This is a genomic window from Lentzea californiensis (assembly GCF_024648825.1).
Taxonomy (GTDB): Bacteria; Actinomycetota; Actinomycetes; order Mycobacteriales; family Pseudonocardiaceae; genus Lentzea; species Lentzea californiensis.
Genome location: NZ_JANBBE010000001.1, coordinates 25301 through 41675, shown reverse-complemented (window position 1 = coordinate 41675; position 16375 = coordinate 25301). Strand labels below are relative to the sequence as shown.

14 protein-coding genes are annotated in these 16375 nt (G+C 69.1%); 10 read left to right on the top strand and 4 right to left on the bottom strand.

What is annotated here, in order from left to right; genetic code table 11:
• Positions 1-256 precede the first annotated feature (256 nt).
• Positions 257-1225, bottom strand: coding sequence for a hypothetical protein (locus LX88_RS00230; RefSeq protein WP_090067336.1), 969 nt, complete (start codon positions 1223-1225; stop codon positions 257-259).
• Between the two features lie 142 nt (positions 1226-1367).
• Here LX88_RS00230 and LX88_RS00225 point away from each other — a divergent pair, with 142 nt between their 5' ends.
• The 5 genes from LX88_RS00225 (at position 1368) to LX88_RS00205 (ending at position 7280) form a co-directional block, all read left to right on the top strand.
• On the top strand, positions 1368-2012 hold the full coding sequence (locus LX88_RS00225) for a dTMP kinase (RefSeq protein WP_258945913.1): 645 nt from the start codon (positions 1368-1370) through the stop codon (positions 2010-2012).
• A gap of 76 nt (positions 2013-2088) precedes the next feature.
• Positions 2089-2919, top strand: coding sequence for an SAM-dependent methyltransferase (locus tag LX88_RS00220; protein WP_258945912.1), 831 nt, complete (start codon positions 2089-2091; stop codon positions 2917-2919).
• A gap of 185 nt (positions 2920-3104) precedes the next feature.
• Complete coding sequence (mtrA, locus tag LX88_RS00215) at positions 3105-3782, top strand: MtrAB system response regulator MtrA (RefSeq protein WP_030471262.1); 678 nt, start codon at positions 3105-3107, stop codon at positions 3780-3782.
• A gap of 10 nt (positions 3783-3792) precedes the next feature.
• Entirely contained in the window at positions 3793-5547 is a 1755-nt protein-coding gene (gene mtrB, locus LX88_RS00210) for an MtrAB system histidine kinase MtrB (RefSeq protein WP_258945911.1), read from the top strand.
• Entirely contained in the window at positions 5544-7280 is a 1737-nt protein-coding gene (locus tag LX88_RS00205) for an LpqB family beta-propeller domain-containing protein (RefSeq protein ID WP_258945910.1), read from the top strand. The genes mtrB and LX88_RS00205 overlap by 4 nt, the downstream gene beginning before the upstream one ends.
• 231 nt (positions 7281-7511) lie before the next feature.
• Here the strand turns inward: LX88_RS00205 and LX88_RS00200 are convergent, their stop codons facing one another.
• Entirely contained in the window at positions 7512-8129 is a 618-nt protein-coding gene (locus LX88_RS00200; protein ID WP_258945909.1) for a ComF family protein, read from the bottom strand.
• A gap of 970 nt (positions 8130-9099) precedes the next feature.
• Between LX88_RS00200 and hpf the strand changes: the two genes are divergently transcribed.
• Together hpf and secA are read left to right on the top strand one after the other, a co-directional pair.
• Positions 9100-9765 carry a ribosome hibernation-promoting factor, HPF/YfiA family gene (gene hpf, locus LX88_RS00195; RefSeq protein ID WP_258945908.1) on the top strand — a complete coding sequence of 222 codons (666 nt, stop codon included), beginning with the start codon at positions 9100-9102 and terminating at the stop codon, positions 9763-9765.
• A 364-nt stretch (positions 9766-10129) separates the two neighbouring features.
• The gene (gene secA / locus LX88_RS00190) at positions 10130-13075 is read left to right on the top strand and encodes a preprotein translocase subunit SecA (protein ID WP_258945907.1); all 2946 of its coding nucleotides are present in this window, start codon (positions 10130-10132) and stop codon (positions 13073-13075) included.
• A 507-nt stretch (positions 13076-13582) separates the two neighbouring features.
• Here secA and LX88_RS00185 read toward each other — a convergent pair.
• Entirely contained in the window at positions 13583-13990 is a 408-nt protein-coding gene (locus LX88_RS00185; protein WP_258945906.1) for an Rv3235 family protein, read from the bottom strand.
• A gap of 69 nt (positions 13991-14059) precedes the next feature.
• Here LX88_RS00185 and LX88_RS00180 point away from each other — a divergent pair, with 69 nt between their 5' ends.
• Both LX88_RS00180 and LX88_RS00175 read left to right on the top strand, forming a co-directional pair.
• Positions 14060-14470 carry an HAD-IA family hydrolase gene (locus tag LX88_RS00180; RefSeq protein WP_258945905.1) on the top strand — a complete coding sequence of 137 codons (411 nt, stop codon included), beginning with the start codon at positions 14060-14062 and terminating at the stop codon, positions 14468-14470.
• An 84-nt stretch (positions 14471-14554) separates the two neighbouring features.
• Complete coding sequence (locus tag LX88_RS00175) at positions 14555-14854, top strand: hypothetical protein (protein ID WP_258945904.1); 300 nt, start codon at positions 14555-14557, stop codon at positions 14852-14854.
• Here the strand turns inward: LX88_RS00175 and LX88_RS00170 are convergent, their stop codons facing one another.
• Entirely contained in the window at positions 14855-15601 is a 747-nt protein-coding gene (locus LX88_RS00170; protein ID WP_258945903.1) for a TrmH family RNA methyltransferase, read from the bottom strand.
• Positions 15602-15706: 105 nt separating this feature from the next.
• Between LX88_RS00170 and LX88_RS00165 the strand changes: the two genes are divergently transcribed.
• On the top strand, positions 15707-16372 hold the full coding sequence (locus tag LX88_RS00165) for a phosphotransferase (protein WP_258945902.1): 666 nt from the start codon (positions 15707-15709) through the stop codon (positions 16370-16372).
• The last annotated feature ends 3 nt before the right edge of the window (positions 16373-16375 follow it).

The following is a 16375-nucleotide window of genomic DNA, read 5'->3' as shown; positions in this document are numbered from 1 at the left end:
GGTGTCCTCTGGGGACACCCCAGGCCCCAGGTCTGAGCACCAAGCCCGAAGTCCTTTCCCTCCGAACAGCCCGCCCCCAGTCCCAGCACCACACAAAGCGGCACTTCGCGCACTCTCTCTGGCGCACGCGGGGCCCCCGCGTGCGCTTCAAGCGCACGAAAGCGCCCCGCGTGCACCTTCAAACTTGAGCCGGAGGCACTCAAGTTGGGGGGCGTGGGCGTGAGCCACCGTTCGGACAGAACTTCCGGCCAGGTGCTTAGCTCCACTCGACGGCGATGCCCGCGATCCCCGGCCCGACGTCGCCGAAGTACGCGCTGACGACGCCGCCGAGCCCGCACACCAGCTCGTCGACGTCGACCGGCGTCGCGTCGGCCGAGGCCAGGAACTGCTTCATGCAGCGCGCGGGCATCGCCCTCCGGTGGAACGAGAGCTGCACGAGGTACGAGCCGCAGGTGTCGCGGAACGTCCGGTGGTGGCCGGGCGTCGCGTTGCCGGTGTCGTCGACGATCGTGAAGCTGAAGACGTGCTCCTCGCCCGCCGCGAGCCGCCGGTCGAACAGCATCTCCACGGCGAGGTTGCGGGAAGCGCTTTCCCGGCGCAGCCGCCCCTGCCGGCAGCCTTCGCCGGATCTGACCATCGCGTTCTCGATCAACGAGCCGTCGTCGCCGTGGTGCATCGCCAGGTACCTGTCCGGTCCCTGGCGCACCGCGCGCACGACCAGTCGTGTGGTGATGGAGCGCTGCTCGCGGTGCATGCCTATCTGGACGGTGTCGTGCACGGAGAGCACTTCGAGGTCGGCGTTGCCGCGGGCGGCCTCCGGTACGGAGTCGAACGTTGCGAGCAACGGCGCGTGATCCGGCCAGGTCGCTACCGGGCGTGGCGCGTAGGTGTTCGCGGTGCGCGGGCCGATGAGGTCCAACAAGGACGACGGCGGTAGGCGCAGCACGGTCTCCAGCGCGCGCACTGTGCTGATGGCGCGTGGCACCTCGGGATGGCGCAAGCCGCGTTGCCAGTACGAGAGCGTCGACTGGCCAACTTGGACACCCAGCTGTTCGAGATGTGCGCGCAGCCGTGCGAGCGAGAGGCCCCGGTGGGCGATCGACTCGCGCAATGCGCGGTGGAACGGCCCGTAGCGCAGCGTCTCGGCGAGAGGGGTCGGTAGACCCCCGGTCGGGTGCCCGATCGGTTCTTCGACCGACCCGGCGTGCCCGGAATCCGCGGTCACCGCGGCACCTACCCTTCACACGCGCCGTGTGACTGTTCACCGTAGTCACTCGTTCTGGTGATCGAAAGATCGGATTTCGCCCGTGTGGGGGACGCGCTGCGGCCGTGTGAGTGGCCGGAACCGGTCCCGTTAGGGTTCTGGCGTGGGAAAGCTCGTGGTGATCGAAGGTCTGGACGGCGCCGGCAAGCGCACTCTCGCCAACGGACTGACCGAGGCGTTGGCCTCTCAGGGCAGGACCGTGGCCGCTCACGCGTTCCCGCGCTACGGCGTCAGCGTGCACGCTGACCTGGTCCGCGACGGCCTCTACGGCCGGCTCGGCGACCTGAGCGACTCGGTCTACGGGATGGCCGTCCTCTACGCGCTCGACCGGCGCGGTGCGGCCGACGAGATCCGCAAGGACCTGGAGGAGCACGACGTCGTCCTGCTCGACCGGTACGTGGCGTCGAGTGCCGCGTACAGCGCCGCGCGGCTGCACCAGGACGAGCATGGCGAGTTCGTGCGATGGGTGCACGAGCTGGAGATCGAACGCTTCGGGCTGCCCGTCCCCGATCTTCACCTGCTGCTGCGCGTGCCCGTGGAGGTCGCGGCCGAGCGGGCGGCGAAGCGGGAGCAGGCCGACGAGTCGCGCGCCCGCGACATTTACGAATCCGATGGCTCGCTGCAGGCCAGATGCGGCGTGGTTTACGACGGATTGGCGAACATCGGCTGGCTCGCTCCGTGGCAAGTGGTCGACGGGCGGTCAAACGTGAACTTTCATTCGCTTCTGGAACCGCTCTTCACTCCTTGAGTGGTCGCTCACGTGCGTACCGATTGACACGATCGAGTGTCCGGTTTGTCACTGTGAGTGAATAGGAGAGCACAATTTGAAGCGTGTACTGCAGCGAACCCCGGTCGGTGTCGCCCGGACGGCGGTGCTGATCGCTGCCGCCCGCGCCAACGAGCAAGGGCATCTCAGCCCTCTCTTCGACGACCCGCTGGCCGCGGGGCTCGTGGAGGCCGCCGGCTCCGCGAGCGACCTGAACGGCGTCCGGACCCTCGCAGGTGATCACTTCGTCCTGCGCACCCGGTACTTCGACGACGAACTCCTGGGCACGCCGCAGCCCCAGGTCGTGATCATGGCGGCGGGCCTCGACACAAGAGCGTTCAGGCTTCAATGGCCGCCGGGCACGACACTTTACGAACTCGACCTGCCCGAGCTGATCGAGTTCAAGGAAGACGCCCTGCGTGACCAGCTAGCGCAACCCGCCTGTGAACGCGTCGCCGTCCCGTGCGATCTGCGGGACGACTGGGCGACAGCGCTGATACGAGCTGGTTTCGACCCGAAGAGGCCCACGGCGTGGTTGCTGGAGGGCCTCTTCATGTTCCTGCCGCCGGACGCGGGGGAGCAGGTCCTGTACTGGGTGAGCGCGCTGTCCGCCCGCGGCAGCACGCTGGCGCTCGAACACGTCAACCGCGCCTTCCGCGAGTTGCCGCAGATGAAACCCGTGCACCAGCGGTTCGACGCGCTGGACGCACGCTGGCGGTCCGACGTGGAGGACCCCGTCGAGTGGCTCGACCGCTACGGCTGGCAGGCGACGGTGACGCACCAGGTCGACCTGGCCGCGCGGCACGACCGCGCCGTTCCGGCGATCACCGACCCCCGGAAGGTGGGTGACGCGCGCATCTGGCTGGCTTCGGCCGTTCGCACGGCGTGAGAGCACCCGGTAACGAAAGGTGATCCTCGGGCGGATACTCACGCGACGAACAGGTCAAACGGGGCGAGGTGGGGTACGTGGAACGACAGTTCCGGCCGGTTACCGAACGAGCGCACATCGCCACCAGCAGCAACGGAACGTGGGCGGTGCGCGAACGCGCGACCGGGAGTGCGACGATGTTGAGTATGAAGGCACGCGTGCTCGTCGTCGATGACGACCCCGCCCTGGCGGAGATGCTGACGATCGTGTTGCGCGGGGAGGGCTTCGACACCGCGGTGGTCGCCGACGGTGCCCGTGCCCTGCCCGCGCTGCGCGAGCTCAAGCCCGACCTCGTGCTGCTCGACCTGATGCTGCCGGGGATGAACGGCATCGACGTCTGCAAGGCGATCAGGTCCGAGTCGGGCGTGCCGATCGTGATGCTCACGGCGAAGAGCGACACGGTCGACGTGGTGCTGGGCCTCGAGTCCGGCGCGGACGACTACGTCGTCAAGCCGTTCAAGCCCAAGGAGCTCGTGGCTCGCATCCGGGCGCGCCTGCGGCGCACCGAGGCCGAGCCGTCCGAGGTGCTGCAGATCGGCGACCTGACGATCGACGTCCCCGGCCACGAGGTGCTGCGCGAGGGCAGGCCGATCCAGCTCACGCCGCTGGAGTTCGACCTCCTCGTCGCACTGGCCCGCAAGCCGCGCCAGGTGTTCACCCGCGAGGTGCTGCTCGAGCAGGTGTGGGGTTACCGCCACGCCGCCGACACGCGCCTGGTGAACGTCCACGTGCAGCGGCTGCGTTCCAAGGTCGAACGGGACCCGGAACACCCCGAGGTGGTGTTGACTGTCCGCGGTGTCGGGTACAAGGCCGGCCCTCCGTGACAGGTGGCGTATGAAGTTCGTTCGGCCGGCCATCGCGAAGGCGCAGTTCCTCGTCGAGGAAGCGCGTAAGCGGTGGTCCGCGTTTGGTGACCTTTGGCGTCGTTCGCTGCAGTTGCGCGTCGTCGTGTCCACGCTCGCGCTCTCGTCTGCCGTGGTGTTCGTGCTGGGCATGGTGCTGCAGATGCAGATCACCAACCAGCTGCTGAACACCAAGGACGAGGCCGCGGTGCGCCAGGCGGTGGCCTCGCGCAGCCTGATCCAGTCCGACCTGGTCGGCCTGAACCCGGGCCCGGACAGCGTGCAGACGCGGTTCACCAGCGCGATCAACAAGCTCGCTGTCGGTGGCGCCGGTACCGACGCCACGACGGCGGGTGCGGGCGCGTTCGAACCGGTCCTGGCCGACGGACTCGGTTCCGCCGGCGCGGGCCGCGTGCCGTCCGTCGGCAAGCTCGACGACGTGCCGCGCGGGCTGCGCGAGATGGTCGAGGACGGCGGCTCCGGCACCCAGATCCACACCGTGCAGCGCGACGGCGTGCAGACCACGTTGTTCGTCGTGGGCCTGCCGATCAGCACGTCCGCGCGCTCGATGCAGCTGTACCTGATCTTCCCGCTGACCGCCGAGCAGCGCACCGCCGAGGTCGTGCAGTCCACTTTGGCGGTCGGCGGCATCGTGTTGCTGGTCCTGCTCGCGTTGATCGCGAACCTGGTGACGCGCCAGGTGGTGCGGCCGGTGCGGCAGGCGGCCGAGGTCGCGGAGCGGTTCGCGGACGGCACCCTGCACGAACGCATGCACGTCGTCGGAGAGGACGACGTGGCGCGCCTGGCCGAGTCGTTCAACGAGATGGCCGAGTCGATCCAGGCGCAGTTCAAGCAGCTGGAGGAGTTCGGCCAGCTGCAGCGCCGGTTCACCTCCGACGTCTCGCACGAGCTGCGCACCCCGTTGACGACGGTGCGCATGGCCGCGGACGTCCTGCACGCCTCCCGCGAACAGTTCCCCGCCGGCCTCGCCCGGTCCACCGAGCTGCTGGTCGACGAGCTCGACAGGTTCGAGTCGCTGCTGGGCGACCTGCTGGAGATCTCCCGCCTGGACGCCGGCGTCGAGGAGCTGACCGCCGACCAGGTCGACATGCGCGTGCTGGCGCGCCGCGCGCACGACTCGGTGCGGGCGATCTCCACGAGCGCCAACTCGCCGGTGGTGCTGGACCTGCCGGATGACGAACTCGTCGCCGAGCTGGATTCCCGCCGCGTGGAACGGATTCTGCGCAACCTGCTCGCGAACGCCATCGACCACAGCGAGGGCCAGCCGGTCGAACTCACCATGCGCGGCAACGACGACGCCGTCGCGATCACCGTGCGGGACCACGGCGTCGGCCTGCGCCAGGGCGAGGCCGAACTGGTGTTCAGCCGCTTCTGGCGCGCCGACCCGTCGCGCAACCGCCGCACCGGCGGCACCGGCCTGGGCCTGTCGATCTCGCTGGAGGACGCCCGCCTGCACGGCGGCTGGCTGGAGGCGTGGGGCGAACCCGGCCACGGTGCCTCGTTCCGCTTGACGTTGCCCCGCAGGCACGGCGAGGAGCTGCGCGAGAGCCCGCTCCCGCTGGCGCCCTCGATCGAGCACGAGACCGTCGCCGTGCACGAGGAGCCCGTCGCCGAGGAGGAGCCCGGCGAGATCGAGCTGCGGCCAGAGGAGATCACCTGGCAGCCCGCGGAGCCCGTGGACGGGCCGCACGTGTCGTCGGACGAGGTTTCGGAGGAAGTGCGGTGAAGCGGCTGGCGTTGCTGGTGCTCGTGCTCGTGACCCTGGCCGGGTGCGCCGCGATCCCGACGAACACCCAGCCCAAACCGATCGGGTCGAAGGACAACAAGGCGTCCAACACCCCCACCGCGCCGGAACCGCGCCAGAACATCGACCCGTTCACGCTCGTGCGCGACTTCATCGAGGCGACGTCGAACCCGGACAACAACTACGCGTCCGCCCGTGCGTTCATGACGGAGGACGCCAGCCGGAAGTGGGACACCAAGAACCCCACGATCATCGAGACCGGCTTCTCCACCGTGCCGACCTCGCAGGCGCCGCAGGACAAGACGCAGACCGTTCTCCTGCAAGGCAAGTACCTCGGCAGGCTCGGCAGCGACAACGCGTTCGTCCCGCAGCTCGGCGACTTCCAGAAGCCGGTGAAGGTCGAGCGCAACAGCGAGAACCAGTGGCGGATCTCCGAACCGCCCGCCGGCATCTACATGCCGCAGGGCATCTTCAACACCACGTACCGCCGCATCACGCTGTACTTCTACAACCCCGAGTTCACCGTGCTGGTCCCGGACCCGCGCTACGTCGTGATCCCACCGGCGACGAGCATCCCGACCCGCGTCATCGAACTGCTGATCGCGGGCCCCGGCGACGCGGTGCGTGACACCCTCGTGAGCGCGCTCGGCCCGGACACCGACAAGTTCTCGGACACGAAGGAAGCCGACGACGGCGCACTCGAGGTGAACCTCACCAACGTCGGCAAGGACCTCACCCCCGAGAAGCGCAAGCAGATCGTCGCGCAGGTCGTGAAGTCGTACTCGGGCGTCACCTCCTCGCGCGTGCGCGTCCTGGTGGACGGCCAGCAGATCCTCCCGGACCAGCGCGACTACCGGCCGTCCGACGTGTCGGCGACCGCGGGCGAGGCGTTGCTGGCCCTGAACGCGAACCTCCAGGGCATGATCGTGGCGGACGGCTCGGTCCGTTCGCTGACCGACGGCGCCCCGATCAAGGGCCCCGCGGGCACGGGCGCGTACAGCGTCACCTCCGCCGCGCAGTCCCTGGACGGCTCACGCCTGGCCGTGGTCTCCCGCGCGGGCGGCAGGATGCGCCTGCGAGTGGGCGAGCTCGAACAGGAACTGTCCGAAGTGGACCTGGTCGCGACCACCCTGTCGAGACCGACGTGGCAGCTCTCGAGCGGCCCGAAGGAACCCGGCACCGAAGTCTGGACGGCGGTCGACGGCACCTCGGTGACCAGGGTGACCCGCTCGGACAACGGCAGCTGGACCGCCAAGGGCGTCAACATCACCGAGATCCTGCCGTTCGGCTCGATCAGCGAACTGCGCCTCTCCCGCGACGGCACGCGAGCCGCCCTGGTGATCGCCGGCAAGCTCTACGTCGCCTCGGTGGTGCGCGACAACCAGGACGTGGCCCTCCGCTCACCGCGCCAGCTGCAGCCGTCGATACTGGGCTCGGCCGTGCAGTCCATCGACTGGCTCTCGCAGGACGTGCTGGTGGTCTCCTCCTCGCTGCCCTCGTGGCCGGTCACCAAGGTCTACACCGACGGCTACAAGATGGACCGCTACAGCCAGTCGAACCTCAACGTGCCCGTGGGTTCGGTGGCGGCGGCGCCCGCGCGTCAGGTGCAGGTGGTGGACCCTTCCGGGCTGTGGTCGGCTTCGGACATCACGGACGTGTGGCGGTCGAGCGGGATCCGGGTGCCGGCGGGGGCGCTGGTGTTCTACCCGGGCTGATCCGGCTCGGGGTTGCTGGGCGGCTGACGTTGCTCGGGTCGCTTGGTTGACACGGCCGGGCTGACGGCGCGACGCGGGTGGCCGGACTGACGAGGTTCGCGGCAGTCGTGCTCGGCTGACGCCGCTCGGGCTGGCTGTGCTGACGTGGCTGGGCTGACGGCGCCGTGGGCTGGTCGGTGGTGCCGACGTGGTGAGTCGCCACGAGCTCTCGCCCCCTCACCGCGCAGGCCGTCACTGCCCAGGCCGGTGCGGTCGCGCCGACGTCAGCACCAGCACTGCGTTCGTCCGCACCCCGGCCTGCCGCAGAGCGCGCACACAGGCCGACGCCGTGGCCCCGGTGGTGACCACGTCGTCCAGCAGCACGGTGGTGCCCGGAGGCGCCGGACCACAGACCTGCACCCGCCCCTCCAGGTTCCTCCTCCGCGCTCCGGCGCCCAGCCCCACCGAGTCGGCCACTCCGGCGGCGAGGCGCAGCACGGGGGCGACGGCGGCGATCTCCGCCTCCCTCGCGATGCGCAGCATGTGGTCGCCGCCGCGATCCCGCGCGGCACTGCGGCGCGACGGCGCGGGGACGAGCGTCCACGGTGGAGGCCCGATCGCGACGAGCGCTGCTGCGACGAGGGCGCCGAACCACGCTGCGAGGGGCCGTGCGCCTCGTTCCTTGAAGGCGAGCACCAGTTCCCTTGCGGCGCCGTGATAGGCGGCCAGCGTCCACACTGGCGGGCCAACACCGGGCACCTGGAGTCGTGTGGGCGGGCCGAACGAGGCGAAGCACTTGGCGCAGCACTGGGAGCCGGCGCGGCCGCAGCCGGAGCAGGTGGCCGGCACGAGGAGGTCGAAAGCTGTCATGGGACCAGGATGGCGGCGAGGTCTGACAGAAAATTCGGGTGAGGGGCCCGGCGGGGCCTTTCGGCACCGCCCACAAGGGTGAAGTTCCGATGGCGTTGTCGATCTCCGAGGCGGTTCGGCGCGACGAGAATCCCCTGCTCGGCGGGAGTTCTGTGACGATCTTGCGGGATCGGGTAACTCGTTTCGACCCGTTTGTCCCAACGTCTGTTGACGCGGTGTTTCAGAACTGAGGCGTCCGCGCGCGAGCCCGTCGATCAACGACCTCGGACCACGGTGATCACGTCCCCGAGTCGGCCTCAGGCGTGCCCGCCACACCCCCCCCGATTGGTTAACGATTATTCACGTATGGAGCTGACCAGCGGTTATTACTGGGGCAATAGCTGTACGTCCGTCCCAACAGTGATCGACTGCCTTGTCGGCATTGGGCGAAATCGACCGTTCAGCCGGGCGTGACTGGGCTGTGATCGGGCATCCGCAGCGCTCGGATCGGTGCGAAGAAGTGCGGCGAGGGCCGCCGAGTGGTTCGGAATCGATCTCTTCCGGGTTTCGGGAACATGACGCGGGGGTCGCCCGTTGGCTGGGTATGAGGTCGACACTGGAGCCGTTCGACGCAGCGGAGCTGCTGTCGAGTGCCGGTGCGGCTGTGCGCCGTTCGGGTGAGCGAGGCCCCGGGAGGTTTGGTTCGGAGCACGCTCGGGAAACGACTGGCAACGCGCTGTCGTCGCGCTGCGTAGTCATCAAAAAATCTCATCGTTCCCCCGGCAAGGGGGCTTACGCGACGGTGAATCCCAAGCTAACGTGCACCGCTATCAGCGTTCCCGGCCCGCGGGGAGGAGGCGAACAGCCCATGACCCTGGCGCCGTGAGAGCTGAGGGAGACGACCCTCTGCGACACATCCGCGATCGAAGATCGCCACGGCGCTTTTAAAGCAGTCCAGCCATAGCTCGCAACAAAGCGAGGGAGGTCGTGTATGGACATCGTCGTTAAGGGCCGCAACGTCGAGGTGCCCGATCACTACAGGGTTCACGTCGCCGAAAAGCTGGCCCGGCTTGAGCGCTACGACCGCAAGGTCATCCGCTTCGACGTGGAGCTTTTCCACGAGCCGAACCGCCGCCAGTCGAAGAACTGCCAGCGGGTCGAAATCACCGGCAAGGGACGTGGACCAGTAGTCCGTTCCGAAGCCTGCGCGGGTGACTTCTACGCCGCGCTGGATGCTGCGGTCGCGAAGCTCGAGAACCGCCTGCGTCGGTCTCACGACCGCAGGCGCGTCCACCACGGGGCCCGCGCCCCGATCTCGGTGGCCGAAGCGACAAGCGGACTGGCTGACCGGTCCGCAGGCGAAAGCATGACGTCGCGCCGCGCCAAGACCGCGGTGCTCGACGCACCCGAGGCCGACTACGAGGGCATGGCGGAAGTGCCCGCGCAGCGTTGGGACGACGGCCTCGAAGACAAGTTGCCCGGACGCGTCGTACGCGAGAAGGAGCACGCCGCCAAACCGATGACCGTCGACCAGGCCCTCTACGAGATGGAACTGGTCGGACACGACTTCTACCTGTTCGCCGACACCGAGTGCGGACGCCCCAGTGTCGTCTATCGCCGGAAGGGATTCGACTACGGCGTGATCAGGCTGGCCTGACCCCGCTCGACCCTCGTTCCTTCGACCGCCGCCGCCCCGCACCCCTCGCGTGCGGGGCGGCGGCGCGCGTCTACCGCCGGTCGGCGCCATTTTGCGCCGCGACGTTCACCGTCAAGGTGAATCAGGCCGGGCCAGGAACCTTTGCGCGGCTCCCGTTCGTTCTCCTCACCAGTAGCCGAGGTGGGGGCACCGGCGGCAGGTGGCCTGGGAAAGATCGCTCAAACCGCACCTGACCTGCACAGACCAGGTCGGGTGACCCAATCCGCCTGTGTCCGTGCACACATCTTGGCGACTTGCCTACGATGGGCAGGGGAAAGGCGTCCGACGTGGGCGCGCCGCGATACAGGTGATGAGGTCTATCCAGATGGTGCTGTCCCGACTGCTCCGCTCCGGCGAGGGCAAGATGCTCAAGCGCCTCCGCAACATCGCACAGCACATCAACCACCTGGAAGACGAGGTGGTGGACCTCTCCGACGCAGAGCTTCGCGGCAAGACCGAGGAGTTCAGGAAGCGCCACGCCGAGGGCGAGTCGCTGGACGAGCTGCTGCCGGAGGCGTTCGCCGTGGCCCGCGAGGCCGCGAAGCGCACCCTCGGCCAGCGCCCCTACGACGTCCAGATGATGGGTGGCGCGGCGCTGCACCTCGGTCAGATCTCCGAGATGCGCACGGGTGAGGGCAAGACGCTGACCTCGGTCATGCCCGTCTACCTCAACGCCATCGCCGGCAAGGGCGTCCACGTCATCACCACGAACGACTACCTGGCCAAGCGTGACGCGGACTGGATGGGCCGCGTTCACCGCTTCCTGGGCATGACCGTCGGCGCGATCCTCTCCGAGATGACTCCGGAGCAGCGGCGTGCGTCGTACAACTCGGACATCACCTACGGCACGAACAACGAGTTCGGCTTCGACTACCTGCGCGACAACATGGCGTGGAGCCTGGACGAGTGCGTGCAGCGCGGGCACTACTTCGCGATCGTCGACGAGGTCGACTCGATCCTCATCGACGAGGCCCGCACGCCGCTGATCATCTCCGGCCCGGCCGAGCAGTCGGCCCGCTGGTACACGGAGTTCGCGCGGCTCGTCCCGCGCATGCGCGGCATCGACGTCACCCAGCTCTCCCAGAAGGACCGCATCGAGGTCATCGAGGAGAAGTCGAAGTCGTTCCACTACCAGTACGACGAGAAGAAGCGCACGGTCGCCGTCACCGAGCTCGGTGTGGAGTTCATCGAGGACCAGCTCGGCATCGACAACCTGTACGAGGCGGCGAACACGCCGTTGGTGGGCTACCTGAACAACGCCCTCAAGGCGAAGGAGCTCTACAACCGCGACAAGGACTACATCCTCCGCAACGGTGAAGTCATGATCGTCGACGAGTTCACGGGTCGTGTGCTCTCCGGTCGCCGTTACAACGAGGGCATGCACCAGGCCATCGAGGCCAAGGAAGGCGTGGAGATCAAGGCGGAGAACCAGACCCTCGCCACGATCACGCTGCAGAACTACTTCCGCCTCTACGAGAAGCTCGGCGGCATGACCGGTACCGCCGAGACCGAGGCGGCCGAGTTCCACCAGACCTACAAGCTGGGTGTCGTCCCGATCCCGACGAACCGCCCGCCGCAGCGCAAGGACCAGCCCGACCTCGTCTACAAGAGCGAGGAGGCGAAGTTCGACGCCGTCGCCGACGACATCGCCGAGAAGCACGAGAAGGGCCAGCCGGTCCTGATCGGCACGACGAGCGTCGAGCGTTCCGAGTACCTCTCGAAGCTGTTGGTGCGCAGGGGAATCCCGCACGAGGTGCTGAACGCGAAGCACCACGACCGCGAGGCGCTGATCATCGCGAAGGCGGGCCGCAAGGGCGCCGTCACCGTCGCGACGAACATGGCCGGCCGCGGTACCGACATCGTGCTGGGCGGCAACCCGGACATCATCGCCGACCACGAGCTGCGTGACCGCGGCCTCGACCCGGTGACCACGCCGGAGGAGTACGAGGCCGAGTGGGCCAAGGTCGTCGAGGAACTGACGACCCAGGGCAAGGCGGAGGCCGACGAGGTCCGCGAGGCCGGCGGTCTCTACGTGCTCGGCACCGAGCGCCACGAGTCGCGCCGCATCGACAACCAGCTCCGCGGCCGCACCGGCCGTCAGGGCGACCCCGGTGAGTCGCGCTTCTACCTGTCCCTGCAGGACGAACTGATGCGCCGCTTCAACGCGTCCATGGTCGAGATGGTCATGACGCGCCTGAACGTGCCGGACGACGTGCCGATCGAGCACAAGATGGTCACCCGCGCCATCCGCAGCGCGCAGACGCAGGTCGAGCAGCAGAACTTCGAGATCCGCAAGAACGTCCTCAAGTACGACGAGGTCATGAACCGCCAGCGCACGGTGATCTATGCCGAGCGCCACCGCGTCCTCGCCGGCGAAGACCTCCGCGACCAGGTCGAGCACATGATCGAGAGCGTCGTCGAGGAGTACGTCAACGGCGCCACGGCCGACGGCTACGCCGAGGACTGGGACTTCGAGAAGCTCTGGACCGCCCTCAAGACCCTCTACCCGATCTCGCTGGACCCGAAGGAGATCCTCGAGTCCGACGAGGACGTCACGCGCGAGTACCTGCGCGACCTCCTCGTCAAGGACGCGATGGACGCCTACCACGCCCGCGAGGCCGAGATCGAGGGCCGCGTCGGCGAAGGTGCCATGCGCGAACTGGAGCGCCGCGTCCTGCTGTCCGTCCTGGACCGCAAGTGGCGTGAGCACCTGTACGAGATGGACTACTTGAAGGAGGGCATCGGCCTGCGCGCGATGGCGCAGCGCGACCCCCTCATCGAGTACCAGCGCGAGGGCTTCGAGATGTTCAACGCGATGCTCGACGCGTTGCGCGAGGAGACCGTCGGCTTCCTGTTCAACCTCCAGGTCGAAGCGGCGGAGCCGGAGCCGGCCCAGCCCGAGGTCCCCGTGGCCCTGGGCGCGGCTCCGCAGGCCCTCCCGCAGGTGTCGGGCAACGGCGGAGGCGGCGGCGCACGCGCCCGGGCCCGCGCCGCGGCAGCCGCCCAGCAGCAGGCCCAGCGCGAGCCCGCCGCCCCCGCGGGCCCGGCCATGGCCCAGCTGGCCAGCGGCAACGCCATCCCGCCGGCCCTGCGAGGCAAGGGCCTCGGCGGCCCCGGCCAGCAGAACCTGAGCTACAGCGGCCCCGCCGAGGACGGCGGAGTCGACGAGCACGGCGAGCCGGACGGAGCGGCCGGCCAGGGCGGCGGCACCCGCAAGGAGCGCCGCGAGGCGGCCCGCCAGGCGGCGAAGAACAACCGCAAGAAGGGCTGACGCCCTCACCGCACCACCACTGCGTGGGCCGCGTTCCTCCGGGAACGCGGCCCACGCGGCGTTTCGGGGGTCGGTGGAACCCGCGAGGCGGGACGCGGTGCGTCGGGCAGGTGGGCTGGAGGCGACAGGTCTGCGAGGTCGAGTCGAGCGAGGCGGGGTGCGCTGCTCGACGCGCCTGGCAGGTCGGCGGGCGGTGCAGGACGTGGCTGGTCGGTGGCTGAGACAGGATGTGGCTGCTCGGCGGGACGTGGCAGGTCGGGAGGCCGAGCCAGTGCGTGGCAGAGCGGCAGGGTGAGGCAGGTTGCGTGCTCCGCGAAGCCGAGCGACCCCGCGACTGCGGCAGTCGCCATCGGCGCCGCGCCACCGCAGCCGCTGTCGCGCCACCGCCCGTGCATGGGCCGCGTTCTCCCGGAAGCGTGGCCCACGCAGCAGCGTTGAGGACCCTGGCAGGGCAGGACGCGCCAGGGTGCGGCACGTCGGCAAGGCGCGGTGCGGCCGGCGCGGGCCTCACTCCAGCACCGTGAACGACGTGACCCACCACCTCCCGCCGGAGTGCTCGGCCCGACAGGCCGCCGCCACCACCCGCCCCTCCCTCCGCAGGGTCACCGACATCTCCGCCACGAGCCGAGACGGGTGGCAGACCCGAGGCGCCCGCAGCATCCGAGTGGTCCGGGCACGAACCGCCCCGACCAGCCGGGCCGCCAGCACCGGCACGGCGATCTCCCGCAGCAACCGGGCAGGCCGCCGCCCGTCCAGCACCTCCAGCACGACCGAGAGCAGCCGTGCGGCGTCCAGGACGGGTGGCGGTGGCTCCGGGGCCGGCACCCACACCGGGCGCGGCCGGGGCAGGGGGATTCGGGCGGGGCCTCCGACCGGAGGCTCGTACGCGGGCAGGCGGCGGACAACTGGGGGCATGGTTGACCAGGCGAGCCAGCGGCCGGATCAGGACACCGAACACCCGAAAGTGGGGTTACGGTCCCCACCATGCTCAAAGCCCTGGTGCTCGACTACGGCGGCGTCCTGACCGACCCCGGCGAGGACAACCCCGCCGAGCCGCCGCTCCTCACCGCCCTGCGCAAGGCCAGGCAGCACGGGATCAAGACCGCTCTGCTGTCCAATGCGGACGGTTGGTGGCAGCCGCCCGTGGTGCTGACCGCGGTGCTGGACGCCGCGGTCATCTCCGGCGAGGTCGGGCTCGCCAAGCCGGACACCGAGATCTACCTGCTCACGGCCGGCAGGCTGAACGTGAAGCCGGAGGAGTGCGTCTTCGTGGACGACCTCGCGGTCAACGTTCGCGGGGCTGCGGAGGCGGGCATGGTCGGTGTCCACCATCGGTCGACACGGTCCACCCTCGAGGAGCTGGAAATACTGCTAGCGATCGCACTCCGCGATTGAGGGTTCACCCCGGAGCGTCATTGCCCCTTTTTCGGCCAGGTACTAGCGTCGAATTAGTCGGTAGTCGATTGAATAGGGGAGAAAATGCGAAGAATTGTCGCTTGTGTTGCGGTCGCCATTGCAGCCACGGCAATTGCATCACCCGCGCAGGCGCAGGAACGCGGCTGCTTCGAGGACTATCTGAGGGACGGGCGCACCGTCGAGGTCTACTGCGACGAGGGCCGGCCAGGGCGGTTCCGGGCCGTCGCGCACTGCACGAACGGGCTCGGCGTCTGGGACCAGTACGGCACGGTCGGCCGGGTCAGGGGCGAGCCCTCGGTGGCGGAGTGCGAGTCGCTGCTGGGGTACCCGCGGGTCGACGGGTACCACGTCGACTGGATCTGATCACTGGGCCCGGCGCACCAGCTCGAAGCAGAGCACGGCCGCCGCTGATGCGACATTGAGGGATTCCACGCCCGCCGCCATCGGAATCGACAACCACGACGTGATGTGTGGACGCACGTCGTCGGTGATTCCGGACGTTTCGCTGCCGAGCACGAAAGCCGCGCGTGCCGGGAAAGTAGCGGAATAAATCGTGTCGGGCGCGTGGGAATCGAGCGCGTGGAGCGAATAGCCGGACGCGCGCAACAAAGCCGAGGCCTCCGCCGAGGTGCCGCAGCGCAGCACGGGCGCGCGGAAAGCCACTCCGGCGGAGGCCTTCACCACGAGCGGGTCGATCGAGGCGACGCCCCGGCGCGGCACGACGATGCCGTCGATGCCCGCGGCGGTCGCGGTGCGCAGGATCATGCCCACGTTCGCGGGGGTCGTGATGCCGTCCAGCACGAGCACGGACCCCAGCGAGCCCTCTTCCAGGGCCAGCGCGAGCGGCTTCATGCGCGGCGCGACCACGTCGGCGAGCACGCCCTGGTCCTGCTTGCCGTTGCCTGCCAGCACCTTCACGCGCTGCGCGGTCGCCCGCTGCACGGCGACGCCACGCGAACGGGCCGCGTCGATGATCTCGTGCGCGGCCGCGCCTCGGGCCGTGTCGGCGAGCACCACCTTGTCGACCGTGAGCGTCGGGTCGTCCAGCGCTTCCAGCACTGGCTTGCGGCCGTAGACGGTGACGAAGCGGTCCTTGGGCGAGATCTCCACGGGAAGAGGGTGACAGAGGCGGGCACAGCGGGCTCAAACGGGTGAAGAGCTCCACTAGAGCCGTTCGGCCCTTGTGCTTTGGATCATATCGATGATGATCGTCACATGACGGCAGGTATGCGCAGCGTCGCGGAACGTCAACATCTCGCGAGCGGTCAGGACTCGGATGTGTTCATCCGGTCCGACGGGCTGCTCGTCAAACGCACGCGCACCGGCCGTGACCTGCGGCGCGAGGCCGAGATGATGTCGTACCTGAGCGGCTACGGCATCCCCGTCCCGCGCGTGCACGAGGCCACGGAAGACGAACTGGTCATGCAGTACGTGCCCGGCCCGCGGATGTCCGAGGAGATCGGCCGCAAGCCGTGGCTCGCGGGCAGCCTCGGCGAGGAGCTCGCGGACCTGCACCACCGCCTCGACGTCATCCCGGCGCCCGGCTTCCTCACCGGCGACGGCGACCTGCTGCACCTCGACCTGCACCCCGGCAACGTCGTGCTCGGCCCGGAAGGGCCCGTGGTCCTGGACTGGGCGAGCGCCACCAAGGGCGACCGCAGGCTCGACGTCGCACTGAGCTGGGTGTCGCTGGCCGTCGCCCACCTCGCGCCGGTCATGAAGCTCACGCGCTGGCGGTTCCTCCGGTCGTTCATGGCCAACGTGGACCCGGAGGCGAGGAACGCGATTCCGGAGGCCGCGCGCATCCGGCTGGAGCGGCACGACCGTGATCCGCGCGAGCGCGCGGCACTTCAGAAGCTGATGGACCGCGAACGCCACTAGGCT

Excerpts from the sequence above, each read along its gene's own strand:
- mtrA (WP_030471262.1), top strand. The coding sequence starts at position 3,105 with ATGAAGGCACGCGTGCTCGTCGTCGATGACGACCCCGCCCTGGCGGAG.
- mtrB (WP_258945911.1), top strand. The coding sequence starts at position 3,793 with ATGAAGTTCGTTCGGCCGGCCATCGCGAAGGCGCAGTTCCTCGTCGAG.
- LX88_RS00200 (WP_258945909.1), bottom strand. The coding sequence starts at position 8,129 with ATGACAGCTTTCGACCTCCTCGTGCCGGCCACCTGCTCCGGCTGCGGC.
- hpf (WP_258945908.1), top strand. The coding sequence starts at position 9,100 with ATGGACATCGTCGTTAAGGGCCGCAACGTCGAGGTGCCCGATCACTAC.
- secA (WP_258945907.1), top strand. The coding sequence starts at position 10,130 with ATGGTGCTGTCCCGACTGCTCCGCTCCGGCGAGGGCAAGATGCTCAAG.
- LX88_RS00185 (WP_258945906.1), bottom strand. The coding sequence starts at position 13,990 with ATGCCCCCAGTTGTCCGCCGCCTGCCCGCGTACGAGCCTCCGGTCGGA.
- LX88_RS00180 (WP_258945905.1), top strand. The coding sequence starts at position 14,060 with ATGCTCAAAGCCCTGGTGCTCGACTACGGCGGCGTCCTGACCGACCCC.
- LX88_RS00175 (WP_258945904.1), top strand. The coding sequence starts at position 14,555 with ATGCGAAGAATTGTCGCTTGTGTTGCGGTCGCCATTGCAGCCACGGCA.
- LX88_RS00165 (WP_258945902.1), top strand. The coding sequence starts at position 15,707 with ATGACGGCAGGTATGCGCAGCGTCGCGGAACGTCAACATCTCGCGAGC.